A 23,266-nucleotide genomic window follows, 5' to 3' on the forward strand; every position below is an offset into this window, starting at 1 on the left:
GCGTTTCCCGTTGTGAGCGAGCATGATCCAGTTAGCCTGGTTGCGAGCAAGCCGAACAGAAGACCGGGATAACCGAATCGAGAGCCAATCATGTTGGTATACAAATCTTGGGTGTCGGGTGAATTCGGGGCGTTGCGATGAGCGCGCCGGTGATGGGTGGGGTACTGCCGACGGCGCCACAATTGTTGTGCGCCTTCCAGGGGCGGCGTTTCCAGGATCGCGAATTGCTGCGATCGGCACACGCGCTCGCTGAGCTGCACGAACGGCGGGCACAGGTGCGTGACGCCGCATTGATCGCCGAAATAGATTGCCGTCGAGGAGAACTCGTCGACGACATCAACGACTGGATTGTCGCCGAGATTCCGGTGAATCGGACGGGTGCCTCGCTGCACACCGAAAGTCTCGGCGCCGTCGTCGACCGGATGGCGCGAAGCTGGGTGGATGCCAACCAGGCCATTGATCTGGACGGTGCGCGAAGCGACAGCACGCACAAACATTGGTATCACCTGGCCGAACTGGTCGACGGCTACACCGACCTGGTCACCGATGTGATCGGTGGCAGGCGAAGGCTGCCCGAGCAGTAGGGGCTACGCGGGTTCCGGTGACAGCCTCGCCTCGAAGGCGACACGGTCACCACGATAGAGCGAGCGCACCCGTTCGATGGGTGCGCCGTCCGCATCGACACTTCGCCTGTGCAGCAGCAACATCGGTAGTGCGGTCGTGCTTTCGAGCAGGCCCGCCTCCCGCGGCGAGGCGAGAACGGTCTCGATGCGTTCCCGCGCACCGGCAAAGCTCACGCCGGTGGCGCGGATCGCGGCGTAGAGCGACGTGGTCGGGTCGTAACTGCCACGAAGCCCGCCGAAGCGATGCAGTGGCAGATAGGTGCTTTCCAGGCCGATGCGTTCACCGTCGGCGAGCAGGACGCGTTCGAGGTGCATCACCGGCGTGCCGGGTTCCACCTCGAGATCGGTCGCGGTCTGCGCGTCGGCGGGAACGTCTTCCCAGGCCACGACTACGCGGCCGGGTACGCGGCCGAGACTGATCGCGCCCTCGGTGTAGGAGCGCAGCGACAGCGGCTGGGTGAGTTTCGGCCGCGACACAACCGTTCCGCGTCCGCGCCGGCGAATCCTGCCTTCCACCAGCAGTTCCCGCAGCGCGTGGCGCACCGTCTCGCGCGCCACTCCGAAGCGGGTGGCGAGATCGCGTTCCGACGGCACCGGGTCGCCCTCGTCGAGTTCGGCGAGGATCGCGTCGATCTCGGTGCGGACGCGGAACACCTTCGGGACGCGCGTGGTGTGCGGTGAATCCATGCCGCTCAGCGTACCCGGATTGGTCTATACCAAAAGTTAACGCGGTGTTCGCCCTGGCCACACCTATCGGTCTAGACCATTTGCCACTATCGGTGCCATGCGATTGGTCATCATCGGTGGTGGGATTCTCGGCACGGCGCACGCCTGGGCCGCGATAGCCCGCGGCCACGAGGTCGTCCACCTGGAACGCGAACGCGAGGCGCGCGGCGCGACGGTCCGCAACTTCGGCCTGGTCTGGGTATCCGGGCGGTCGGCGGGCGAGCTGGAACTCACGCTGCGTTCGCGCGAGCTGTGGGAGGAGATCGGCGGTCGGGTCGCGGGTGTCGGTTTCCGGCCCGCCGGGTCCATCACCCTGGTCCGCACGCCGGCGGAGCTGGCCGTCGCCGAGGCCGCCACGGCGGGGCCGACCGCGGCCGATCGCGGTTTCACCCTGCTCGAACCCGAGCAGGTGCTGGCGCACAACCCGGCGCTGCGGGGCAAATACCTGGCCGGCCTGCACTGTTCGGCCGACGCGGCGGTGGAGTCGCGGCAGGCGTTGCCCGCGTTGCGCGCCCACATGGCCGCGAGCGGTCGCTACACCTTCCACGAGTCGACCGAGGCCCGGTCGGTTACCGATACCGGCGCCGGTGCGGTGGTGCTCGACGATCAGGGCCGCCGTCACGAGGCCGACCTGGTCGTGCACTGCCCAGGAGCGGCGCATTCCGGGCTCACCCGGGAACTGGCCGGTGTGCTGCCGGTGCGCCGGGTGCGGTTGCAGATGATGCAGACCGAGCCGCTCGGCGAAGCACTCACCACGGCGATCGCCGACGGTGACAGCTTCCGCTACTACCCGGGTTTCGCGGGCCCACAGGTGGATTCGCTCGCGCGCGAGCAGTCGCAGACGGCCACCGCCGCCGAGCACAAGATGCAGCTGCTGTGTGTGCAGCGGTTGCACGGCGGGCTGACCATCGGCGATACCCACGAATACACCGAACCGTTCGCCTTCGACGTCGACGAAGCGCCCTACGACCACCTCACCGAGGTGACCGAGGAGCTGCTCGGCCGCAAGCTGCCACGGGTGGTACGCCGCTGGGCGGGTGTCTACAGCCAGAGCGTCGATCCGGACGCCATCGTCACCCGGGTGCGGGCCGACACCAACGTGTGGGTGGTGACCGGCCCCGGCGGTCGCGGAATGACGCTCGGCCCCGCGCTCGGCGAACAAACCGCCGACGAGATCGGACTGTGAGGATCACCATGCATCACAACAACATTCAGCTCGCCGTGCTCGACATGGCCGGTACCACCGTCGCCGACGGCGGATTGGTGCTTCGCGCCTTCGAGGAGGCGGCTACCGCGGTCGGGATCGAGGCCGACGGCCCACGTCGCGAGGCGGCCCGCCGATACGTGCTCGACACCATGGGGCAGTCCAAGATCGAGGTCTTCCGTGCGCTGCTCGGTGACGAGGACGCGGCCCAGGCAGGTAATCGCGCCTTCGAGGCGGCCTACGACGCGCTCGTCGGCGAGGCCGACATCGCGCCCGTACCCGGTGCGGTAGAGGCGATCACGGCCCTGCGCGACGCGGGTGTCCGGGTGGCGCTCACCACCGGGTTCAGCCGCGGCACCCAGGACAAGCTGCTGTCCGCGCTCGGCTGGGCCGAGCTGGCCGACCTCACCCTCGCCCCGTCCGACGCCGGCCGTGGCCGTCCCTACCCGGACATGGTGCTCACCGCGGCTCTGCGCCTGCGGGTCGACGCGGTCGACCGGATCGCCGTCCTCGGCGACACCACCAGCGATATCGCGACCGGTCTGGCGGCCGGGGCGCGCATCGTCGCGGGCACCCTGACCGGCGCGCACAGCGCGGCACAGCTGCGAGAGGCGGGCGCCACCCACGTCATCGACTCCGTCGCCGACTTCCCCGCCCTGCTGCTCGCCTGAACTTGCGTCGCGGCGACCGCCGCGGCGAATGCACCTCCGTGAAACGAAAGTTGTTGTCATCGTGCGTACTTCCCTCACCAGACGCCGCCTCGCGCGCACCGCGTTGCTGCTGGCAGGCGTCACCGCCGTCGCGTTCTCCTCGGCGTGTGGCGGCACCGGAACCGAGTCGGCCGACGGCCGCACCGTCACCGTGTACTCCGCCGACGGCGTCGGCGGCTGGTACAAGAACCGCTTCGACGAGTTCACCGAGCGGACCGGGATCGCGGTGAACCTGGTCGAGGCCGGGTCGGGCGAGGTGGTCAACCGGGTCGACAAGGAACAGTCCAATCCGCAGGCCGACATCGTGGTCACCCTGCCGCCGTTCATCCAGAAGGCCGAGCAGTCGGGTCTGCTGCAGCCCAGCGGTATCGACACCGCCGCGATCCCGGCCGCCGACAAGGATCCCGACGGCAACTACGTGACGATGGCCAACAACTTCCTGTGCTTCATCGCCAACCCGTCGGTCGATGCCGCCGCGCTCACCTGGGACGACCTGCTGAAGCCGGAGTTCAAGGGCAAGCTGCAGTACTCGACGCCCGGCCAGGCCGGTGACGGCACGGCGGTGCTCGTGCTGCTGCAGCAGTTGCGCGGCAAGCAGGGTGCGCTGGACTACCTGGCGGCGTTGCAGGCCAACAATGTCGGCCCGTCGTCGTCGACCGGCAAGCTGCAGGCCAAGGTCGACAAGGGTGAGTTGCTCATCGCCAACGGCGACGTGCAGATGAACCTCACCACGGTGAAGGAGAAGGGTTCGAAGTTCAACGTCTTCTTCCCCGCCGCCGACGGCAAGCGTTCCACCGTGGCGGTGCCGTACATGATGGGTCTTGCCAAGGGCGCGCCGCACAAGGGCGACGCCACCGAGCTGATGCGGTTCCTGATGGCGCCCGAGGCGCAGGCAGCGCTCGGACCCGAGGCGTTCGCGGTGTCGCCGCGTACCGATGTGCCCGCGCCCGCCGAGGGCGGTCCCGCCGCGGCGATGCGTGGTGTCGACGTGGTTCCGGTCGACTGGAACACGGTGCTCACCGAGCTGGATGCGGATCTCGCGGCATACCAGAAGGCAACCGGCAGCTGAAATCCCCTGTAAAAGGAGTCGACAATGTCCGATGGTGACGTGCGCACGGGGTCCGTCGTTTCGGCCGGTGCCACCACGACCGAACCGGCGATCGTGTTCGACAGGGTCGGTGTCAGCTACGGCCGGGGCGGCAAGGCCGCTGTCGCGCTGGCCGACTTCAGCCTGCGCGTCGCCGTCGGCGAGACGGTGGCATTGCTCGGCCCGAGTGGGTCGGGCAAGTCGACCGCGCTCAAGGCGCTGGCCGGATTCGTTCGTCCCACGTCGGGTTCGGTGCGGTTGGCCGGACGCGATGTCACCGCGTTGTCGCCCGCCAAGCGGGGGATCGGCGTGGTCGTGCAGTCGTACGCGCTGTTCCCGCACATGAGCGTGCACAGCAATGTGGCGTTCGGGTTGAAATCGCAGCGGGTGCCGCGCGCCGAGATCGGGCCGCGCGTCACCGAGGCCTTGGAGATGGTCGGCATGGGTGGCTATGCCGAGCGTCTGCCGAGGGAACTGTCGGGTGGTCAGCAGCAGCGGGTGGCGATCGCCCGTGCGCTGGCCATCCGGCCGAGGGTGCTGCTGCTCGACGAACCACTCGCCGCCCTCGACGCGCAGTTGCGGCACTCGATGCTCGGCGAATTGCAGCAATTGCGGAAGGCGTTGCCCGACACGGCGATGCTGTACGTCACCCACGATCAGGCCGAGGCGCTCGCCCTGGCCGACCGGATCGCGGTGATGCGTGATTCCCGCCTCGTCGACATCGACACCGCCGAAAACCTCTGGCAGCGACCACCTTCCGACTTCACCGCCGGGTTCCTCGGTGGGGCGAACCTGGTGCCGTGCACGGTGAAGCATGTCACCGGGACGGCGGCGCTGGTCAGCGCGGGAACGTCGACGCTGCGTGCCCAGGCGCCGGTGCCCGGTGTCGGGCAGGACGAGTGGAAGCCGGACGACGCCGCGCTGCTGTGCGTGCGCCCGCACACCATCACCCTCGGCAAGACCTCGGATCGCGATGCTTTGCGTGCCACCGTGCGCAGTGCGGTGTGGCGTGGGGCGTCGACCCGGGTCGAGCTGGATGTCGACGGGTTGCCATCCGTGCTCGCCGCCGACGTGCCCGGACACTTCACCGCTGCGGTGGGTGCGGTGGTTGGGGTCGTCTTGCCCGATCCGGCCGGTGTGTTGATCGCGAACACGATCGGCGCGAGTTCTCGCGGTGAGGGATCGGCATCATGATGTCAGTTGGATTCTTTGCGGTGATCGGACACGACTTCGGTCTGTGCCACGACGATGGCGAGGTGCGGTGATGAGTGCGCCGGTGCTGGATCCGCCTGGAGCCGTCAAGCCAGAAGCCGGTGGTACGCAGCGCTCATGGGTGCCCGTGCTCTGGGTTCTGCCGCCCGTGCTCATCGTGCTCGGTATCGCCGGCTATCCGATTCTCCGGGTCCTCACGGAGTCGACGCGCACGCCCACCGGACGCGGAACCGAGATGTGGTCGACGGTCCTCGGCTCGGCGGCGTTCCAGGATGCGTTGTGGCGCACCATCTCCATCGCCGTGTGCTCGACGTTCGGCTGCCTGGTGCTCGGCATGTTCCTGGCGATCGTGCTCGCGTTCGTGCCGTTCGCCGGTTCGGGGGTGGTCGGCCGGCTCATCGACACCATCCTCACGCTGCCGTCGTTCCTCATCACCCTGGCCTTCACCTTCCTCTACGGCACGGCGGGGGCGGTGAACGCGTTGATCGCCGAATTGACCGGGGCGACAACGCCGGTCATCGATTTTCTCACCACGCCGCTGGGCGTGATCCTCGCCGAGATCACCTTCTTCACCCCGTTCGTGGTGCGACCCGTGCTCGCCGCGTTCGCGCAACTGCCGCGCGAACAGCTCGATGTGGCGGCCAGTCTCGGCGCCTCGCCGTGGCGGGTGCTGCGCCAGGTGGTGCTGCCCGAAGCGTGGCCCGCGCTGGCGGCCGGCGGCAGCCTCGTGTTGCTGCTGACGCTCAACGAGTTCGGCATCGTGCTGTTCACCGGCGCCAAGGGTGTCATCACGCTGCCCGCGTTGATCTACACCCGCGGCATCGTCACCTTCGACCTGCCCGGCGCCGCCGTCCTCGCCACCGTGCAGGTGGTGCTGTCGCTCACCCTGTACCTCACCTACCGGCTGGTGTTCGCCCGGTTCATCGCCCGTCCGAAGGAGGACTGATCGTGCTCGTCTGGACTCCGCGCGGGAAACTGTTGGTACTCACCACCTTCGGGCTCGTGGTGACGGTGGTCTTCGTCGCTCCGATCGCGACGGTGGTTCTCGCCGCGCTCGCGGGCAGCTGGACCGGCCCGCTTCCGGCGGACCTCGGTTTCGCCAATCTCGGCAGCGCTGTGCGCGGTGAACAGGCCGCGAGCCTGTCGGTGAGCCTGCAGACCGCGCTGATCTCGGGCGCGGTCGCCCTGGCCGTCGGCAGCTGGGCGGCCCTCGCGGCCCGTGAAGCGCCCACCTGGTTGCGTCGCCTCACCGACGCCGTCTTCCACCTGCCGGTCGCGGTGCCCTCGGTGGCCATCGGCCTCGGCGTCCTCATCGCCTTCAACGAACGTCCGCTGCTGCTGGGCGGCACCAGGTGGATCGTCATCCTGGCTCATACCGTCCTGGTCTTCGCCTACGCCTTCAGTGCCATCTCCGCCGCCCTCGACCGCCTCGACCCCGCGTACCGCCAAGCCGCCGAATCCCTCGGTGCAGGCCCCCTGCGCGTCCTGACCCAGATCACGCTGCCCCTGCTGCTCCCCGCCCTCGGCGCCGCCGCAGGCCTCTCGATCGCTCTGTCTATGGGCGAACTAGGCGCCACCATCATGGTGTACCCCGCCACCTGGAAAACCCTGCCGGTCAGCATCTTCGCCCAGACCGACCGTGGAGAAGTCTTCGACGCCGCCGCCGCGACAACGATCCTCGTCACGGTGACCCTCGTGGTACTGGTCGTCCTCGGCCGGTTGCGCGGCCGCGCCGCGCTCCGCTGATCCGGCACCGGGACGCGTCGTCGATTCCCGGCGGGTATCGACGAGCTGTCCGGCCCACGTGACGGTTACGATCTGCATCTGTTGGAATCCGAAAAGGGGGGTGCCGGTGTCCGATCGGAGTCCGGGAACGCGCGAATGCCGATCGACCCGGTCGGGGGTCGGTGCGTCGTGAACTATCCACAGCAGCCGCCGTACCCGCCTCCCGGCGGCGCTCAGTTCCAGCCACAGCCTTGGTACCCGCCCCCGCAGCAATATGCCGCACCGTACCCACACCGGCCGACGCAATGGCCGCCGGTTCCGCCGCCGAAGTCCGGTAGTAGCACCTGGATCGTGCTGGCAGGCGTGGTGGTTGTCATCCTGCTCGTCGTGGCTGCGGTCGTCGCTATCCGCTCGTGGAATCGATCGCAGCTGGATCCGATGCAACGTGTTTTTCCGGGGCTCTTGCCGGAGGAGCGCTATGAGGGGACGGGTTTCCAGGACACACGGTGTACCCGGGGGACCGCGCAAGAGCCGCCGTCGACAACGACGGGCGGGCCGCCGATGCCTGCGGCACTCCTCGCCTCCGGCTGGGACCATGCCTGGGGGTGTGTCAACTCCGGCGGCGAACCCACCTTCACCATCCTGCAGTTCACCGGTCCGAACGAAGTACGGGATGTGCTCGGCCGCATTCCGGGCGCCCGCCAGTCGTCCGGAACCAATGATGGGGTCGCCTACACGAACTACCAAGCCAGCGGGGACAACGGGCGCCCTTACATGTTCACGTCCTTCCCCGGTGACTCCGAACGGGATCTCTTCCTGATCTACACCTACGGAACCGATTTCCAGGATCAGCTCGATTCCTGGATCAAGCACACCGCCCCGCTCGGCTGATGGGCCTCGGCTAGAGAAGTGCGGCGGCGTCTACCGAGGTCAGGCCGCCGTCGACGCGTAGGTCGTGGCCGTTGACGTAGGAAGCCTCGGCGGAGGCGAGGAACGCGACGGCGGCGGCGATGTCGTCGACGGTGCCGATCCGGCCGGCAGGGGAGAGGGCCGCGACTCCGGCCTGCGCCGACTCGGAGAGTTCGGCGCGGAAGGCCGGTGTGTCGATGTAGCCGGGGCTCACCGAATTGACCCGAATACGCCGTGGCGCCAATTCCGCCGCGAGCGTGCGCGTCAGATTGTGCACTGCCGCCTTACTCGCCGAATACAACGCCGCACCCGGCACCCCACGGTGCAGGCCGAACGACGCGTTGATGACGATGGAACCGTGGTCGACCAGCACCGGCAACGCCTTCTGAATCGTGAAGAACGCCCCCTTGAAATTGCTGTCGATCACCTGCCCGAACAGCTCGTCGTTCACCTGCTCGATCGACTGGAACGACCCGATCCCCGCATTGGTGAACACCACATCGAGCCGCCCGAACCGCTCGGAGATCGCCGCCATCACAGCATCGAGATCGTCGAGATCAGCCATGTCCCCGGCCACCCCGACCGCCTGATCACCCAACTCCTCGACCGCCGCATCGAGCCGCCCCTTGTCCCGGCCGGTCACCACAACCCGCCCACCCTCCTCGATCAACCGCCGCGCGGCCGCCAACCCCATCCCGCTGCTACCCCCGGTAACCAGAGCGATCTTCCCGTCGAACCGAAACCCGTTGTGCGTCATGCACTCACCTTGCGCCTCCGCTGGGAAGACAAACAGTGCGCGTTTATCAGGGGTGTGCCACCACCACCCTGACGGCACAGAACGGCGGATGCTCAGCGCGAGACCAGCTTCTTCCCCGTGCTAGCGGGGAGCGCGGGCGCAGACCCGAACAGTGGGTGGTGCGTACAGCCACCGCTGTTCGTCATCCAATTCTCGCTGCGCCACCGCGATCGTCTCGCGTGGGACTCCGTGGGCTACCAGAGCTTCGTGCGCCTGTGCCCAGGTGAGGCTCCACATGCGAGCCATCGGTGAACCACCGCGAAAGAACGGAATATCGGCGTCGGCCCGGATATCGACGAGCCCGAGCGCCGCCAACCGTGTGGGCAGGGTGCGTGCCCACGATTGGCTGGCACCCGCGGTTTCGGTGGACCGAGCGAAGGCCCGCCAGACTTCCCCGAATGCCCCCGGCATCTCACCGAGCACACCGAGCCCATCGCCTTCCTCGAGCACGAGCACCCCGCCCGGTGCCAATGCCCGAGCCAATCTCTCCATTACGACTTGTCTTTCGGCGATGTGGAGCAGTACGAACCGGGTATGGACGAAATCGAAGGCGCCCGCGGGGAGAGGATCGGTGACGAGGTCCATCCGGACGGTTTCACCACCGAGGTCCGGCAAGTCGGTGAGATGACGCGGATCGGCGTCCACTGCCAGTACTCGGCCACCGGGCAGCGCAACGGTGCACAGCCAGCGTGCGAAAGACCCGCCACCAGCTCCGGCCTCGAGGCAACGCCAGCCGGCAGACACGCCGAGGTGTTGCGCCAGCGCGATACTCCCTGGGTCGTACGCCGCGCCGAGCAAGCTCAGACGTTCCTCCGCAAGACTCCAGTGGTTGGGCAGCGTGTAGTCCATCCTCAAACGCTAGGACCGTCGACCTGAACGTCAAGGTGATTCGGCGACCTCCGGCGACGCGAGTGGTCGACGCCACAGGCGACGTTTACCGCTGTTCTGTCTCAGGCGGATTCGGTGAGGTGGAGGTGGGGGAGGGTGGTCAGGCGGGCGTGGGTGGCTGTGCCGGGTTTCGGGTTGTAGAGGACCACGGACCAATTGGGGTTGTCGGCGACGGTGAGGGTTGTCGCGTCGAAGAACAGTTCGCCGGCTTCGGGGTGGAGTAGGGCGTTGACCGCTTGCGCGGGGACACCCACCTCGTGCCGGTCCCACAGTTGTGCGAATTCGGGTGACGATGCCACGAGTTCTTCTGCCACACGGTCGAATTCCTCGTCGTGCGGGGCGAGTGCCGCGTCGGCACGGTAGGCCGCGACAACACCCGGCGCCGCAGCGGCCCAGATCTCGGGCAGACCACGATAGCGGGGACTGGTGAAGAAGGTGACGAGGCAGTTGTGTGGTTCCCCGTCGTCGCATCCGAAGATCCGACCGGCAAGAGTGTTGAACGCGAGGATGTTCCAGTAGCGGTCGCGCACCACGGCGGGCCCACGCTCCCACCCGTCGAGAAGCGCCCGGATTTCCGCGGTCACCTCCGTCCCCGATCCATTCGCGGGCGGCGGGTTGAGTCCGGCGAGCAAATACAGGTGCGCCCGTTCGGACTCGTTCATTCGCAGAACCCCCGCGACGGCATCCAGAACATCACCGGAGACCGAAATATCACGTCCTTGCTCGAGCCACGTATACCAAGACACCCCGACCCCCGCCAGCATCGCGACCTCCTCGCGCCGCAACCCGGGCGTCCGCCGCCGCCCACCCACGGGCAACCCCACCTCACCGGGAGATATCCGCTCCCGCCGAGCCCGCAGAAACTCGCGCAATTGTTCACGCCGCCGAACCGATGCCGCACCGACCATCACTCCAACGTAGTCACCTGCGCCGGTGCCGCGCTGAGCGCGGAGCGCGGAGCCGAGGTCGGACCGCGGGCGTGCGGTGTCATCTGAGGACGCGCACGCACAACGTCGTTCTGCTGAAGGAAGTCATCGGGCCGGTGTGATCGATGTGGATGACGGCGTCGGCGGTGGGAAAGTCCGGCTGGCATCCGAGGAACGAGGCGGTTCCCAAGACCTCGACCTGAGCTCTCGGATCGGTGCACGCGGCCGGTTGGAGGTCGGGGTTCGGGTCGTCGCCCCAGGTTTCGGACTTCGTGTTGTACACGCATTCCCCCGTCTTCGCGCTGCCTACCCACCACGTCGGTGGTGCCGAGGTCGTTGTCGGTCCGAGCGCCCATGCCGGAATGGGCTCTTTGGGTGGCGCGGGCAGCTGCGGATCGATACCGATCGTGATCGCCGAGATCACGAACGCCGTGACGGCGGCCGGGACCGCGAAGCCGACGATCTGCCAGCGTCGATAGAGCGGCTTTCCCGGTGGCATCGGCGGCCACGGATGATCCCTGGGTGCGTCGAGCGCACCGATCCTGATCCGGTGATACAGATTCGCGAGCATCATGACCGGGTTGATCACCAACGAGTACTTGCCCCACCAACCGCGCCACAGGCTGTCCGCGGTGAGGTCACGGTACGTGCTCACGCCACAGGCGCGACAGAACGGACCGTCGACCTTGAAGCTCTGAGATGTGAGGAGCATCCCGCGGTGCCCGCGTAGGGCTGCCCGCACGGCCGGAACCGCGCCGCAATGACGACAGCGGATCGGCGGTTGGAGAAGGTGAAAACTATTCGAGGACAACGGGTCCCGATCTGAGAATGGCGAGTTGGGTCCGCCGCGACGTGCACGGTCGAGCGATCCTAGCGCCGTCCCTGTGCTGTCCGCGAGATGGAACCGTGGGCCGATCGGTGGGAACGTCAGGGACCCGACTTTGACGCCGAACCGATGCCGCACCGGCTGAGACACCAACGTTGGTCACCCGGGCGCGGAGGTCGCGGAGTGCGCCGCATCGACCATGACTTCGCGGGTCGATGCGGTGCGGCACGCTCGGTAGGGGTCAATCGACGATTGCCGTTGCCTCGAGTTCCACCATCATGTCCGCCTCGAACAGGGCGTCCACGCCGATGAGTGAGGTGAAGGCGCCTGCCTGGTCGGGGGTCCAACCCGTGACGTAGAAGGTCAGGCGGAGTACGTCGGCGAAGGTGGCGCCTGCTCCGGCCAGGCCGACTGCGGTGTTGCGCAGGGCTTGGGCAACCTGTCCGGCGAGGTCGCCCGGTGCGACGGGCGTTCCATCGGCGAGACGGGAGACCTGCCCGCTGACCTGCACGTGCCGCGATCCGGTGCCCACAGCCACGTGGTGGTAGGGCGCGGGCTGCAGCATTCCGGTGGGGACACTTCAACGAAACCAGGTTTCAGCATGGATACCGCCGACGAGCTCCGCATCGACGCCGCGCACCGCGAGCTACTGGATCAGGTGCTCGACAAGTGGTCGCTCAGCGTCCTCAACGAACTCTGCGAGCGACCCGACCCGGTTCAACGAACTGCGTCGCGCGATTCCCACGGTGACGCAGAAGTCGCTCACCGCGACGCTGCGCAGACTCGAGCGCAACGGGGTGATCGAACGGCACGTGGTCGGCACCCGCCCGGTCGCGGTCGAGTACCGGATCACCCCGCTCGGCAAAACCCTGCGCCATCCGGTCGAGGTCCTGCTCGCCTGGGCGGCCGAACAGATGCCCGCGATCCACCGCGCCCGCGATGCCTATGACGAGCGTGAGGAAGCAGAACTGGGTGCCAGGTGAATCCGGTGGGCCTTGGCTCATCGGGGAGGACTCGACCGCAACGTCGTCGCCTGCGGGTCTGTGTCGGTACCCGGGCTTAGGCTGACCACGTGTCGGTGCTGCCTCTGATCTTCACCGCTGGCTGGGCCAGTGGCATCAATGCGTACGCGGTGGTGTTCCTGCTCGGCCTGTTCGGGCGGATCGGCTGGACCGACGACGTGCCCGCCGGTTTGGAACGCACCGACGTGCTCGTCGCGGCAGGCGTGCTGTTCCTCATCGAAGCCGTGGCCGACAAGATCCCGTACCTGGATTCCTTCTGGGATGCGGTGCACACGGTCGTGCGCCCGGCCTCCGGTGCGGTGGTGTCGGCTCTGATCGCCGGACAAGACGATTCGCTGCCCACGCTGTTCGCCGCCGCCGTGGGCGGCACGACCGCGCTGGCCAGTCACATCGTCAAAGCCGGTACCCGGATGGCCATCAACACCTCACCGGAACCGGTCACCAATATCGCGGTGAGTACCGTCGAGGACTTGAGCGTCGGCGGCATCATCACGCTCGCGGTGTTCTTCCCGGTCCTCGCGGCCGTCATCGCCGCGATCCTGCTGGCGGTCGGGTTGTGGGTCGTGTACCTGTGCGCCAGCCGGATCCGCCGCTACCTGCGCCGAAGAAGGGAACGGCGCGAGACTCGGGCGGTCGACGCACTCGAGTAGATCACCGCACCTGCGGCGCCACCTTGGATCCGAGCAGATCGATGGTGTGCAGCACCTTCTCCGGCGGCAGTGTGCCCACGCTGGTGTGCAGCATGAACCGGTCCAGGCCGAGGGTGTCGCGGACGTCGGCGATCTTGGCGGCCACGTAGTCGGGGGTGCCGACGAACAACGACCCACTCTGGGAACGCAGCGCGTCGAACTGCTGGCGCGTCATCGGACCCCAACCACGCTCGCGTCCGATCACCGACATCGCCATCGCGTACGGCTCGTAGAAATCGGCGACCGCCTGCTCGTCGGTGTCGGCGATGTACCCGTGCGCGTGCACCGCCACCGGCTGCTTCTCGTGCCCACCTTCGGCCAGCGCCCGGTGATACAGCTCCACCAGCGGCTTGAACCGCGCGGGCTGCCCGCCGATGATGGCGATCGCCAGCGGCAGGCCGAGCAGTCCGGCGCGGATCACCGATTCGGGGCTGCCGCCGACCGCGATCCACACCGGCAGCGGCCGGTCGTCGGTGCGCGGGTAGACGGTGGCCTCGCGCAGCGGTGCGCGGAACCGGCCGGACCAGGTGACCGGCTCCTCCTCGCGCAGCCGAAGCAGCAGGCCGAGTTTCTCCTCGAAGAGCGCGTCGTAGTCGCCCAGGTCGTAACCGAACAGCGGGAACGATTCGGTGAAAGACCCACGCCCGGCCATCAATTCGGCCCGCCCGTTCGACAAGCCGTCCAGGGTCGCGAAGTCCTGATACACGCGCACCGGATCGTCGGAGCTGAGCACGGTCACCGCGCTGGTCAGCTGGATCCGTTCGGTGCGGGCCGCGGCCGCGGCCAGGACGACGGCGGGTGCGGAGGCGGCGAAATCCTGGCGGTGGTGCTCGCCGACGCCGTACACATCCAGGCCCGCGGCCTCGGTGGCCACGGCCTCGTCGACCACCTGACGCAGCCGCTCGGCCGCCGTCGGCGCGGGCCGATCGCCCGTGGGGTACCGCTCGGCGAAGGTGGTGAGCCCCAGTTCCATGTGAACCTCGTTTCCAGGTCGCGTTCTGTTCCCCAGTCTAAACGGACCGTGGTCCGATATCATTCCCGTTATGCTGGCCTCATGATCGAGGACCCCGCCGACGACCTGACGGTCACGCCACCGAAGCAGTGGGCGGTCGGTGTTCCCGCCGTGGTCAACGCGCTGAAGTACTCCCTGTCGCAGAGCACGCTGCCGCGCACCGCGCTCACCTTGCTGAACATCAATCAGACCGATGGTTTCGACTGTCCTGGTTGCGCGTGGCCGGAGCCGAAGCATCGGACCACCAACGAGTACTGCGAGAACGGCGCACGCCACATCGCCGACGAGTCGACCACGCGTCGCGTCACCGTCGATTTCTTCCGCGAGCATCCGGTCGCCGAACTCGACACGATGTCGGACTACTGGCTCAACCAGCAGGGCCGCCTCACCGAACCCATGGTCAAGCGGCCGGGCGCCACACATTACGAACCCATCGGCTGGGACGACGCCCTCGACCTCGTCGCCACCACCTTGCGCGGCCTCGACTCGCCGGACGAAGCCGTGTTCTACACCTCGGGCAGACTCAGCAACGAGGCCGCGTTCCTGCTGCAACTGTTCGTGCGCGCCTACGGCACCAACAATCTGCCCGACTGCTCGAACATGTGCCACGAATCCAGCGGGTCGGCGCTCACCGAAACCCTCGGTGTCGGCAAGGGCAGCGTGTCGCTGGACGACATCTACCAGGCCGACCTGATCTTCGTCGTCGGCCAGAACCCCGGCACCAACCACCCGCGCATGCTCTCGGCGCTGGAGCAGACCAAACGCAACGGCGGCACGATCATCGCGGTCAACCCGCTGCCCGAGGCCGGGCTCATCCGGTTCAAGAATCCGCAGAAGGCGCGCGGTGTGCTCGGTCGCGGCACCGCCATCGCCGACCAATTCCTCAAGATCCGCCCCGGCGGCGACCTCGCCCTGTTCCGCATGCTGAACCGGCTGCTGCTCGACGCCGAGGACGCCGCGCCGGGCACGGTGCTCGACCACGAGTTCATCGCCCAGAACACCAGTGGTTTCGAGGAATTCGCCGAACACGCTCGCGCGATCGGCTGGGAGACCGCACTCGCGGCCACCGGGCTCACGCGCGAGGAGATCGAGCAGGTGCACGGGCGGGTGCTGGCGAGCAAGAAGATCATCGTGTGCTGGGCGATGGGTCTCACCCAGCACAAACACGGTGTGCCGACCATCCGCGAGATCGTCGATTTCCTGCTGCTGCGCGGCAATATCGGTCGCCCCGGTGCGGGAGTGTGCCCGGTGCGCGGGCACAGCAATGTGCAGGGCGACCGCACGATGGGCATCTGGGAACGGCCGCCGCAGGCGTTCCTCGACGCGCTGGAAAAGGAGTTCGCGTTCACTCCGCCCGCCGCGCACGGCCTGGATTCGGTCGACGCCATCCGCGCCATGCGCGACGGCAACGCGAAGGTATTCGTCGGTGTCGCGGGCAATTTCGTGCGCGCCACCCCCGACAGCGAGGTCACCGAGGCGGCATTGCGCCGCTGTGCGCTCACCGTGCAGATCTCCACCAAGCTCAATCGCTCGCACACGGTGTGCGGTGATACCGCGCTGATCCTGCCGACACTCGGCCGCAGCGACCGCGACATTCAGGCAGGCGGCGAACAATTCGTCACCGTCGAGGACTCGATGAGCGAAGTGCACGCCTCGCGCGGGCGCCTCGACCCGGCCTCACCGCACCTGCTCAGCGAGGTGGCCATCATCTCCCGGCTCGCACGCCGCACGCTGGGAACCTCGGCGATTCCGTGGGAGGAGTTCGTCGCCGACTACGGGACCATCCGCGACCGCATCGCCCGCGTCGTGCCCGGTTTCGAGAACTTCAACGAGCGGGTGGCGCAGCCGGGCGGGCTGCGGTTGGCCAATCCGGTCAACGAGGGCGTCTTCCGAACCGCCACCGGCAAAGCGCGGTTCACCTGCAACGAGGTGACCGCGCTCGACGTGCCGCCGGGTTACCTTGTGCTGCAGTCACTGCGGTCCCACGACCAGTGGAACACCATTCCCTACGGCAGCGACGACCGCTATCGCGGCATCCACCACGCGCGCCGGGTGGTGCTGGTCAACCCCGACGACCTCGCCGAACGCGGCCTGGCCGACGGCGACACCGTCGACATCGTCAGCGTGTGGCACGACGGCAGCGAACGGCGCGCCGAGAAGTTCGTCGTCGTCGCCTACCCGGCGAGCCGGGGTTCGGCGGCGGCCTACTACCCGGAGACCAACGTCCTGGTCCCCCTCGACAGCGTCGCCGACATCAGCAACACCCCGACCTCGAAGGGCATCGTCGTCCGCCTCGAACCCGTCACGACCGATCCCGACGTCGGCTAAGTACACTTCCGGTATGTCCGTGCGCACCCGTCAGCCACTCGTCCCCGGCACCCAGTCGCCGATCCGGGATGTCCCGCGTTCCATCGAGCGCCCCGAATACGTGTGGAAACCGACGGTCAACGAGGGCAAAGAGCCCTGGGTACAGACGGCCGAGACCATCGAGAAGATGCGCATCGCGGGCAAGATCGCCGCCCAGGCACTCGAGGAGGCGGGCAAGGCGGTGGCGCCCGGCGTCACCACCGACGAACTCGACCGCATCGCCCACGAATACATGTGCGACCACGGCGCCTACCCCTCCACGCTGGGCTACAAGGGCTTCCCGAAGTCCTGCTGCACCTCGCTCAACGAGGTGATCTGCCACGGCATCCCCGACTCCACCGTGATCGAGGACGGTGACATCGTCAATATCGACGTCACCGCCTACATCCACGGCGTGCACGGCGACACCAACAAGACCTACCTCGCCGGCGATGTCGACGAGGAGGTGCGCCTGCTGGTCGAGCGCACCGAGGAGGCGACCAACCGGGCCATCAAGGCGGTCAAGCCGGGCCGTGCGCTCAATGTCATCGGCCGCGTCATCGAGGCCTACGCCAACCGCTTCGGCTACGGCGTTGTCCGCGACTTCACCGGTCACGGTGTCGGCCCCACCTTCCACAGCGGCCTGGTGATCCTGCATTACGACCAGCCCGACATCGACTCGGTCATCGAACCGGGCATGACCTTCACCATCGAGCCGATGATCAACCTCGGCGGCATCGACTACGACATCTGGGACGACGGCTGGACCGTGGTCACCAAGGACCGCAAGTGGACCGCGCAGTTCGAGCACACCCTGGTGGTCACCGAGACGGGCGCGGAAATCCTGACCCTGCCGTGAGCGGTGTGCTGCGCGGGGCACTGCTGATCGCCGGGACCACCTCCGACGCGGGCAAAAGCGTTGTGGTGGCGGGGATCTGCCGGATGCTGGCGCGGCGCGGGGTGCGGGTCGCGCCGTTCAAGGCGCAGAACATGTCGAACAATTCCGTCGTCACGCTCGACGGTGGGGAGATCGGGCGCGCCCAGGCCCTGCAGGCGCGCGCCTGTGGGCTCGAGCCGAGCGTGCGGTTCAACCCGGTGCTGTTGAAGCCCGGCAGTGATCGCCGTTCCCAATTGGTGGTGCGTGGGAAGGCGATCGGAACCGTCGGTGCGCGAGACTATTTCACGCGTCGTCAGCAATTGCGTGAAGTGGTGGCGGACGAACTCGCCTCGCTGCGCGCGGAATTCGATGTGGTGATCTGTGAGGGCGCTGGGTCGCCCGCCGAGATCAACCTGCGCGCGACCGATCTGGCGAACATGGGGCTGGCGCGCACGGCGGACCTCCCGGTTCTCGTCGTCGGCGATATCGACCGGGGTGGAGTGCTCGCACATTTGTTCGGCACCGTCGCCGTCCTGGAACCCGAAGACCAGCAGCTCATTGCGGGTTTCATCGTCAACAAATTCCGCGGTGATGTGTCCCTGCTCCAACCCGGCCTCGACCAGCTCACGGCCCTCACCGGCCGCCCCACCCTCGGCGTCCTGCCCTTCGCCGAGGACCTCTGGCTCGACGCCGAAGACTCCCTCGGCACCATCGCGGGCACCCCCGTCGGCCGCCCCGCCCCACCTCACGGCACCGACTGGCTCACCGTCGCCGCCATCCGCCTGCCCCGCATCTCCAACTCCACCGACATCGAAGCCCTGGCCTGCGAACCCGGCGTCTCGGTCCACTGGGCCGACAGCCCGCACCAACTGATCAACGCCGACCTCGTGGTGGTCCCCGGTTCCAAATCCACCGTCTCCGACCTGGAGTGGTTGCGCGCCAAGGGAATCGACGCGGCACTGCGCACACGTGCCGCCACCGGACGCCCCATCCTCGGCATCTGCGGCGGCTACCAAATGCTCGGCCGTCGCATCGTCGACGGGGTGGAATACGCGGGCGGAGATCACCTCCCGTCGCCCACGGCTGCTGTTCCCGAGCGCGTCGCCGCCCCGGGAGGTACGCCTGCAGGCGAGGGGATTCCGTCCGGGAGTCCATGGGTGGGCGACGGCCTCGGGCTGTTCGACTCGGACATCGAGTTCGCGGAGCCGAAGATCGCACAGCAGGTAACCGGGACAGCCGTAGGCATCCCTGTCCACGGCTATGAAATCCACCACGGCCGGGTGCGGCGTACCGGCGATCCCGCCTGGCTCACCATCGGCGGTGCTCCGGAAGGCAGTGCACGAGAAGCGATCTGGGGCACACACGTGCACGGCGTGCTCGAGTCCGACGAGTTCCGCCGCGCCTGGCTGACCGAAGTCGCCACTCGAGCGGGACGTACCGGCTTCACCGTCGCCCCCGACACGTCTGTCGCCGCCGTGCGGGAAGCCCAGCTCGACCTACTCGCCGACCTGATCGAAAAGCATGTCGACATCCCCGCCCTGGAAGAACTGATAGCGCGCGGCGCGAACGACCTCCCGATCATCCGAACGGGAATCCTCGAAGTACCCGGCGAGTAGAAGCGTTCACGCCGTGGATTCGGCGGTGGTGCTGCCCGATTTCGGTCGGCCACGGCTGAGCACGTATGCGGCGAAGCCGAACACGAGCGCCGGGGCGCCGAGTACGACGACGCCGAAGATCCAGATGTAGTCCTTGGCGGCGGTGGCGGGTGTGGTGTAGGCCTGGGTGTCTTTGCCGATGTCGATGAGAACCGTTCGGGCGTCGACTGTTTCGCCCGCGGTGACGTCGAAGAGGCGGACCGTGCGCCCGTCCTCGATGATCGTTCCGATGCCCGCGTGGCCGCTGCTCATCCCCGAGGTGGAGCTTTCCTCGATTCGGACGGTGACCTTTTCACCGAAGCCGGCGAGGTAGGCGGTGGCGTTGAACAGATAGGCGACCCCCGTCAGCGCCCCCGCTCCGAAGACGACGGCGCCGACCGCACACAGCACAGCCTGAATGATCCTTTTCACATGCCCCCCATGATGTCGATAGAACTCGATGGCCATCCTATGGCGAGTGGCACGGCTGTGCCTCAGGTCGCGAGGGCGCGCGGGTGTGGGACCGCTCTCGTCCTCACCGGAAGGGGACTCCTCTTGTGACAGGTTTGGCAATTCGGCGGTTCCCGGCAGTGAAAGCCCAGTACACGGGCATCGGCCGGTCGGAGCACCGGGGCCGAACGACAGGTGGTGTTCAGGGTGGGCGTGTACCGTAAACCGGCATGAAATCTCGGCAGATCACGGTCGGTGACCAGGCCTGGACAGTGCGGGTCGACGGGCCCTCCTCGCGGCACAATGTGCTGTTGCTTCCCGATGCGGACGACCCTGCTGACGTGTTCGACAAGGTGTGCGCGCGGCTGCACGAATCCGATCTGCAGACCGTCGTCGTGGAGTCCGTCGAAGGCCTCGAGCCCGCCGGGGTGCACACGATTCTCGACGAACTCGAATTGCCCTACGTGAACGTGGCCGGGCGTGGTACGGGGGCGGCGCTCGCCTGGCGGGTGTGCGCGGGCCGGTTCGGCCGGTTCATGAGTCTCGTCGTCGCAGACCACGGCCATCCCGCCGTGCCGGGAGCCGACGGCACGATCCCCGACCCGGCCTGTCCGCCGCTCGAACTCCCGGTGACGATGATGGTCACCAAGAGCCTCCCGCGCGCAACCGCCGACGCCTCCGGCCGCTTCGTCTACGGTGAATTCCGTGTCGTCCCTCTGGAAGTCGACAACATCGCCACCGAAGCGGGCCACGAACTCGCCACCGAGATCGTCCTGCGCACCAGCCTCTGGTGAACCGGGATCAAGACTTGCGGTAGGCGGCGAGCCAGTCGAGCCAGCTGTCGGTCTCGGCGAAGGCGACGGCGCGGACGGCCTCCGAGGACAGGAACACGTCGTGGCGGGCGCCGTCGATGGGAACGATGGTGGTGCGTTCGCCCAGGCAGCCGGCCCAGCGCTGGATCTGCTTGACGTCGAGCACGGCATCGGCCACGTCGACGGCGGCACTGTGCTGGCGCGCGAACTTGGTGACCCGCGAACGCAGGATCAGCGCGGGCACCCCGATGGTGAGCCCTTGCTGCAGCCGCGCCTGGCCCTGCCGGATCGCCCGCAACCAGCCCAGACGCACCGGTTCGCCGGTCAGCGGCTTCCAGTCCAGGTTGTAGTCCCATTCACCCGAGCGGGTGTGGTGCAGGCTGTCGCCGTAGGCGGTGCTCACCCCCATGCCGGGGATCTGCGCGAACGCCCGGAACCGGCCGACGGCGTTGATGATGGGCGTGCCGACGGTGCGGTAGTACGACGGTCCCTGCAGATCGAACCAGGGGCTGTTGAGCACCACTCCGGCTACGCCCGCCGCCGCGCTGCCGCCCGCGGCCTCGAGCCGGTCCAGCCACAGCGGCGTGATCAGGCCGCCGGTCGAGTGCGCCACGATCAGCACATCGTTGCCGGTCTCCTCGCGCGCGATCCGCAGCGCCTCGTTGAGTTCGCTGTCGTAGAGCGCCAGGTCGCTGACGTAGTGGGCGCTCTGCCCCTCGCGCCGTGAGCGGCCGCATTTACGCAGGTCGAGTGCGTAGAAGCGGTGGCCGCGTGCGGCGAAATGCTCGGCCAGGTGCTCCTGGAAGAAGTAGTCGGTGAAGCCGTGCACGTAGAGCACTGTCGGCTCGTGTGCCGGTGCGGCGGCGTCGGGCAAATAGCGAACCAGGGTGGCGACGATCTCGCCCTCGCCGTCGGGGTCGGTACCGAGCGGCAGGGTTCGCTGCTGGTACGCCGTGCCGAGGATGTCGGCCTGCCACTGCTCGTCGGTCCGGTCGGCGATCCCTTGCGTTTCGTTCGTCACACCCGCCAATCTATCGCGGGGTCACGGCGACGTGCAGGGTTGGTTTACATCACATTCGGCAGGTCGGGTGCAGTGAGGCGATCTGCTGAGGTGCACAATTGAGTTCAGGTGAACGACGGGTAACCTACCCCCGGCGATTCACTGCGAGTCGCATCAACACTGCCAAGCGCCCGCGCCAAGCGAACTCACCCGCCGGTGGTTAGCTGAGAAGGACAAGGAAGTCGATCTACCCGTGCCGAACGCTGCGAAGATTGAAAAGACCGATGTAGTTCTCATCGGCGCAGGCATCATGAGTGCCACGCTGGGCGCGCTGCTGCGGCAGCTGCAGCCGGACTGGACGGTTTCGGTGTTCGAACGGCTCGACGCCGCCGCCGCCGAGAGCAGCGACCCGTGGAACAACGCGGGTACCGGTCACTCGGCGCTGTGCGAGCTGAACTACAGCCCGCAGAACGCCGACGGCTCGGTCGATGTCAGCAAGGCGATCGACATCAACGAACGCTTCCAGGTCTCGCGGCAGTTCTGGGCCTCCGCGGTCGACGCGGGCGTCCTCGGCGACCCGTCGCGCTTCATCAACCCCATCCCGCACGTCAGCTTCGTGCACGGTGCCGACAACGTCGAGTACCTGCGTAAGCGCTACGAGGCGCTGGCGCCGCACCCGCTGTTTTGTGGGATGGAGTTCATCGACAGTCCCGACGAGTTCGCCAAGCGCCTGCCGCTGATGGCCAAGGGCCGTGACTTCTCCGACCCCATCGCGCTGAACTGGACCGACGGCGGCACCGACATCGACTTCGGCGCGCTCACCAAGCAGCTGCTGGCCTACGTCGGCTACTCCGGCGGTGAGATCGCCTTCGGCACCGAGGTCCGCGACCTCGACAAGCAGTCCGACGGCTCCTGGAACGTCACCGTGCGCAACCTGCGCACCTACCGGTCGCGCACGATCAACGCGAAGTTCGTGTTCGTCGGCGCCGGTGGTGGCGCGCTGCCGCTGCTGCAGAAGTCGGGCATCAAGGAGGCCAAGGGCTTCGGCGGGTTCCCGATCAGCGGCCAGTTCCTGCGCTCGACCAACCCCGACCTGATCGCCGCGCACGAGGCCAAGGTGTACGGCAAGGCCGCCGTCGGCGCGCCGCCGATGTCGGTGCCGCACTTGGACACTCGCGTCATCAACGGTAAGAAGGGCCTGCTGTTCGGCCCCTATGCCGGCTGGACCCCCAAGTTCCTCAAGGACGGCTCCAACGCCGACCTGTTCAAGTCGATCAAGCCGAACAACATCGGTTCGCTCGTCGGTGTCGGTCTCACCGAGATGGGTCTCACCAAGTACCTGATCAGCGAGCTGCTGAAGTCGCAGAACGGCAAGGTGGGTGTGCTCGAGGAGTTCCTGCCGCGGGCCGACGGCCGCGACTGGGAGCTCATCACCGCCGGTCAGCGCGTGCAGGTGATCCGGCGCAAGGGTGCCGGTGGCGTGCTCGAGTTCGGCACCGCGGTCATCTCCGCCCAGGACGGCAGCATCGCCGGTCTGCTCGGTGCCTCGCCCGGCGCGTCGACCTGTGTCACCGCGATGCTCGATGTGATGCAGCGTTGCTTCCCGCGTGAATACGCCGACTGGACCCCGCAGCTGCAGCAGATGATCCCCTCGCTCGGCCAGAAGCTGTCGGAGAACCAGGCCCTGTTCCAGGAAGTGTGGGACTGGACCAACAAGACGCTCAAGCTCGACGAGGTCAGCGCCACCACCCAGGAAGACACGCTCGGCTTCGCCCAGGTGCGATAGTCCGCC

The 23,266-nt window shown here is 67.5% G+C and carries 23 protein-coding genes and 1 pseudogene; 15 read left to right on the top strand and 9 right to left on the bottom strand.

Annotated elements, in window-relative coordinates:
- The first annotated feature begins 224 nt into the window (after nucleotides 1–224).
- Complete coding sequence (locus NI2_RS26965) at nucleotides 225–584, top strand: DUF4254 domain-containing protein (RefSeq protein ID WP_067496462.1); 360 nt, start codon at nucleotides 225–227, stop codon at nucleotides 582–584.
- Between the two features lie 3 nt (nucleotides 585–587).
- Here NI2_RS26965 and NI2_RS26970 read toward each other — a convergent pair whose 3' ends face one another.
- A complete protein-coding gene (locus NI2_RS26970; RefSeq protein ID WP_067496309.1) occupies nucleotides 588–1,310 on the bottom strand; it encodes a GntR family transcriptional regulator in 723 nt (240 codons plus the stop codon).
- A 97-nt stretch (nucleotides 1,311–1,407) separates the two neighbouring features.
- Between NI2_RS26970 and NI2_RS26975 the strand changes: the two genes are divergently transcribed.
- The 7 genes from NI2_RS26975 to NI2_RS34035 all read left to right on the top strand — a co-directional run bounded on the left by NI2_RS26975 (nucleotide 1,408) and on the right by NI2_RS34035 (nucleotide 8,178).
- The gene (locus tag NI2_RS26975; RefSeq protein ID WP_067496310.1) at nucleotides 1,408–2,535 is read left to right on the top strand and encodes a TIGR03364 family FAD-dependent oxidoreductase; all 1,128 of its coding nucleotides are present in this window, start codon (nucleotides 1,408–1,410) and stop codon (nucleotides 2,533–2,535) included.
- A gap of 8 nt (nucleotides 2,536–2,543) precedes the next feature.
- Nucleotides 2,544–3,224 (top strand): phosphonatase-like hydrolase, encoded by a 681-nt coding sequence (locus NI2_RS26980; RefSeq protein ID WP_067496466.1) that lies wholly within the window; start codon nucleotides 2,544–2,546, stop codon nucleotides 3,222–3,224.
- Nucleotides 3,225–3,285: 61 nt separating this feature from the next.
- Nucleotides 3,286–4,332 (top strand): 2-aminoethylphosphonate ABC transporter substrate-binding protein, encoded by a 1,047-nt coding sequence (locus NI2_RS26985; RefSeq protein WP_255284040.1) that lies wholly within the window; start codon nucleotides 3,286–3,288, stop codon nucleotides 4,330–4,332.
- 24 nt (nucleotides 4,333–4,356) lie between these two features.
- Complete coding sequence (locus NI2_RS26990; RefSeq protein WP_067496318.1) at nucleotides 4,357–5,544, top strand: ABC transporter ATP-binding protein; 1,188 nt, start codon at nucleotides 4,357–4,359, stop codon at nucleotides 5,542–5,544.
- 70 nt (nucleotides 5,545–5,614) lie between these two features.
- The gene (locus NI2_RS26995) at nucleotides 5,615–6,508 is read left to right on the top strand and encodes a 2-aminoethylphosphonate ABC transporter permease subunit (RefSeq protein ID WP_067496321.1); all 894 of its coding nucleotides are present in this window, start codon (nucleotides 5,615–5,617) and stop codon (nucleotides 6,506–6,508) included.
- Nucleotides 6,509–6,510: 2 nt separating this feature from the next.
- Nucleotides 6,511–7,308 carry an ABC transporter permease gene (locus tag NI2_RS27000; RefSeq protein WP_067496324.1) on the top strand — a complete coding sequence of 266 codons (798 nt, stop codon included), beginning with the start codon at nucleotides 6,511–6,513 and terminating at the stop codon, nucleotides 7,306–7,308.
- A 330-nt stretch (nucleotides 7,309–7,638) separates the two neighbouring features.
- Nucleotides 7,639–8,178 (top strand): hypothetical protein, encoded by a 540-nt coding sequence (locus tag NI2_RS34035; protein ID WP_133733797.1) that lies wholly within the window; start codon nucleotides 7,639–7,641, stop codon nucleotides 8,176–8,178.
- 10 nt (nucleotides 8,179–8,188) lie between these two features.
- Here the strand turns inward: NI2_RS34035 and NI2_RS27010 are convergent, their stop codons facing one another.
- The 5 genes from NI2_RS27010 to NI2_RS27030 all read right to left on the bottom strand — a co-directional run bounded on the left by NI2_RS27010 (nucleotide 8,189) and on the right by NI2_RS27030 (nucleotide 12,197).
- Nucleotides 8,189–8,953 carry a glucose 1-dehydrogenase gene (locus tag NI2_RS27010; protein ID WP_067496330.1) on the bottom strand — a complete coding sequence of 255 codons (765 nt, stop codon included), beginning with the start codon at nucleotides 8,951–8,953 and terminating at the stop codon, nucleotides 8,189–8,191.
- 120 nt (nucleotides 8,954–9,073) lie between these two features.
- Entirely contained in the window at nucleotides 9,074–9,841 is a 768-nt protein-coding gene (locus tag NI2_RS27015) for a class I SAM-dependent methyltransferase (protein WP_067496333.1), read from the bottom strand.
- Nucleotides 9,842–9,942: 101 nt separating this feature from the next.
- Nucleotides 9,943–10,788, bottom strand: a complete 846-nt coding sequence (locus NI2_RS27020) for a helix-turn-helix transcriptional regulator (protein ID WP_067496336.1) — start codon at nucleotides 10,786–10,788, stop codon at nucleotides 9,943–9,945.
- A gap of 79 nt (nucleotides 10,789–10,867) precedes the next feature.
- Nucleotides 10,868–11,461, bottom strand: coding sequence for a hypothetical protein (locus tag NI2_RS27025; protein WP_067496339.1), 594 nt, complete (start codon nucleotides 11,459–11,461; stop codon nucleotides 10,868–10,870).
- Nucleotides 11,462–11,873: 412 nt separating this feature from the next.
- Nucleotides 11,874–12,197, bottom strand: coding sequence for a RidA family protein (locus tag NI2_RS27030; RefSeq protein WP_067496342.1), 324 nt, complete (start codon nucleotides 12,195–12,197; stop codon nucleotides 11,874–11,876).
- 36 nt (nucleotides 12,198–12,233) lie between these two features.
- Here NI2_RS27030 and NI2_RS27035 point away from each other — a divergent pair.
- Nucleotides 12,234–12,615: pseudogene (locus NI2_RS27035) on the top strand (winged helix-turn-helix transcriptional regulator).
- An 89-nt stretch (nucleotides 12,616–12,704) separates the two neighbouring features.
- Nucleotides 12,705–13,304: a DUF4126 domain-containing protein gene (locus tag NI2_RS27040; protein ID WP_067496345.1), complete on the top strand. Its 600-nt coding sequence runs from the start codon at nucleotides 12,705–12,707 to the stop codon at nucleotides 13,302–13,304.
- Nucleotide 13,305: 1 nt separating this feature from the next.
- On the opposite strand, the gene NI2_RS27045 is transcribed toward NI2_RS27040, so the two are convergent.
- On the bottom strand, nucleotides 13,306–14,316 hold the full coding sequence (locus tag NI2_RS27045) for an LLM class flavin-dependent oxidoreductase (RefSeq protein ID WP_067496348.1): 1,011 nt from the start codon (nucleotides 14,314–14,316) through the stop codon (nucleotides 13,306–13,308).
- Between the two features lie 81 nt (nucleotides 14,317–14,397).
- On the opposite strand from NI2_RS27045, the gene NI2_RS27050 reads away from it, so the two are divergent.
- Genes NI2_RS27050 through NI2_RS27060 form a run of 3 tightly spaced genes read left to right on the top strand, consistent with a single transcriptional unit; the run spans nucleotide 14,398 to nucleotide 19,194 of the window.
- Nucleotides 14,398–16,683, top strand: a complete 2,286-nt coding sequence (locus NI2_RS27050; protein WP_067496352.1) for an FdhF/YdeP family oxidoreductase — start codon at nucleotides 14,398–14,400, stop codon at nucleotides 16,681–16,683.
- A gap of 13 nt (nucleotides 16,684–16,696) precedes the next feature.
- Complete coding sequence (gene map, locus NI2_RS27055; protein ID WP_067496356.1) at nucleotides 16,697–17,560, top strand: type I methionyl aminopeptidase; 864 nt, start codon at nucleotides 16,697–16,699, stop codon at nucleotides 17,558–17,560.
- A gap of 8 nt (nucleotides 17,561–17,568) precedes the next feature.
- Nucleotides 17,569–19,194 (top strand): cobyric acid synthase, encoded by a 1,626-nt coding sequence (locus NI2_RS27060; protein ID WP_174552246.1) that lies wholly within the window; start codon nucleotides 17,569–17,571, stop codon nucleotides 19,192–19,194.
- 6 nt (nucleotides 19,195–19,200) lie between these two features.
- On the opposite strand, the gene NI2_RS27065 is transcribed toward NI2_RS27060, so the two are convergent.
- Nucleotides 19,201–19,644, bottom strand: coding sequence for a hypothetical protein (locus NI2_RS27065; RefSeq protein ID WP_067496361.1), 444 nt, complete (start codon nucleotides 19,642–19,644; stop codon nucleotides 19,201–19,203).
- 248 nt (nucleotides 19,645–19,892) lie between these two features.
- Here NI2_RS27065 and NI2_RS27070 point away from each other — a divergent pair, with 248 nt between their 5' ends.
- The gene (locus tag NI2_RS27070) at nucleotides 19,893–20,456 is read left to right on the top strand and encodes a glycosyltransferase family protein (protein ID WP_067496364.1); all 564 of its coding nucleotides are present in this window, start codon (nucleotides 19,893–19,895) and stop codon (nucleotides 20,454–20,456) included.
- A gap of 7 nt (nucleotides 20,457–20,463) precedes the next feature.
- On the opposite strand, the gene NI2_RS27075 is transcribed toward NI2_RS27070, so the two are convergent.
- On the bottom strand, nucleotides 20,464–21,495 hold the full coding sequence (locus NI2_RS27075; protein WP_084476873.1) for an alpha/beta hydrolase: 1,032 nt from the start codon (nucleotides 21,493–21,495) through the stop codon (nucleotides 20,464–20,466).
- Nucleotides 21,496–21,727: 232 nt separating this feature from the next.
- Between NI2_RS27075 and mqo the strand changes: the two genes are divergently transcribed.
- On the top strand, nucleotides 21,728–23,260 hold the full coding sequence (gene mqo / locus NI2_RS27080; protein ID WP_174552244.1) for a malate dehydrogenase (quinone): 1,533 nt from the start codon (nucleotides 21,728–21,730) through the stop codon (nucleotides 23,258–23,260).
- Nucleotides 23,261–23,266: the final 6 nt, after the last annotated feature.

Source organism: Nocardia ignorata NBRC 108230 (assembly GCF_001612905.1).
In the GTDB taxonomy this organism is placed as follows: Bacteria; Actinomycetota; Actinomycetes; order Mycobacteriales; family Mycobacteriaceae; genus Nocardia; species Nocardia ignorata.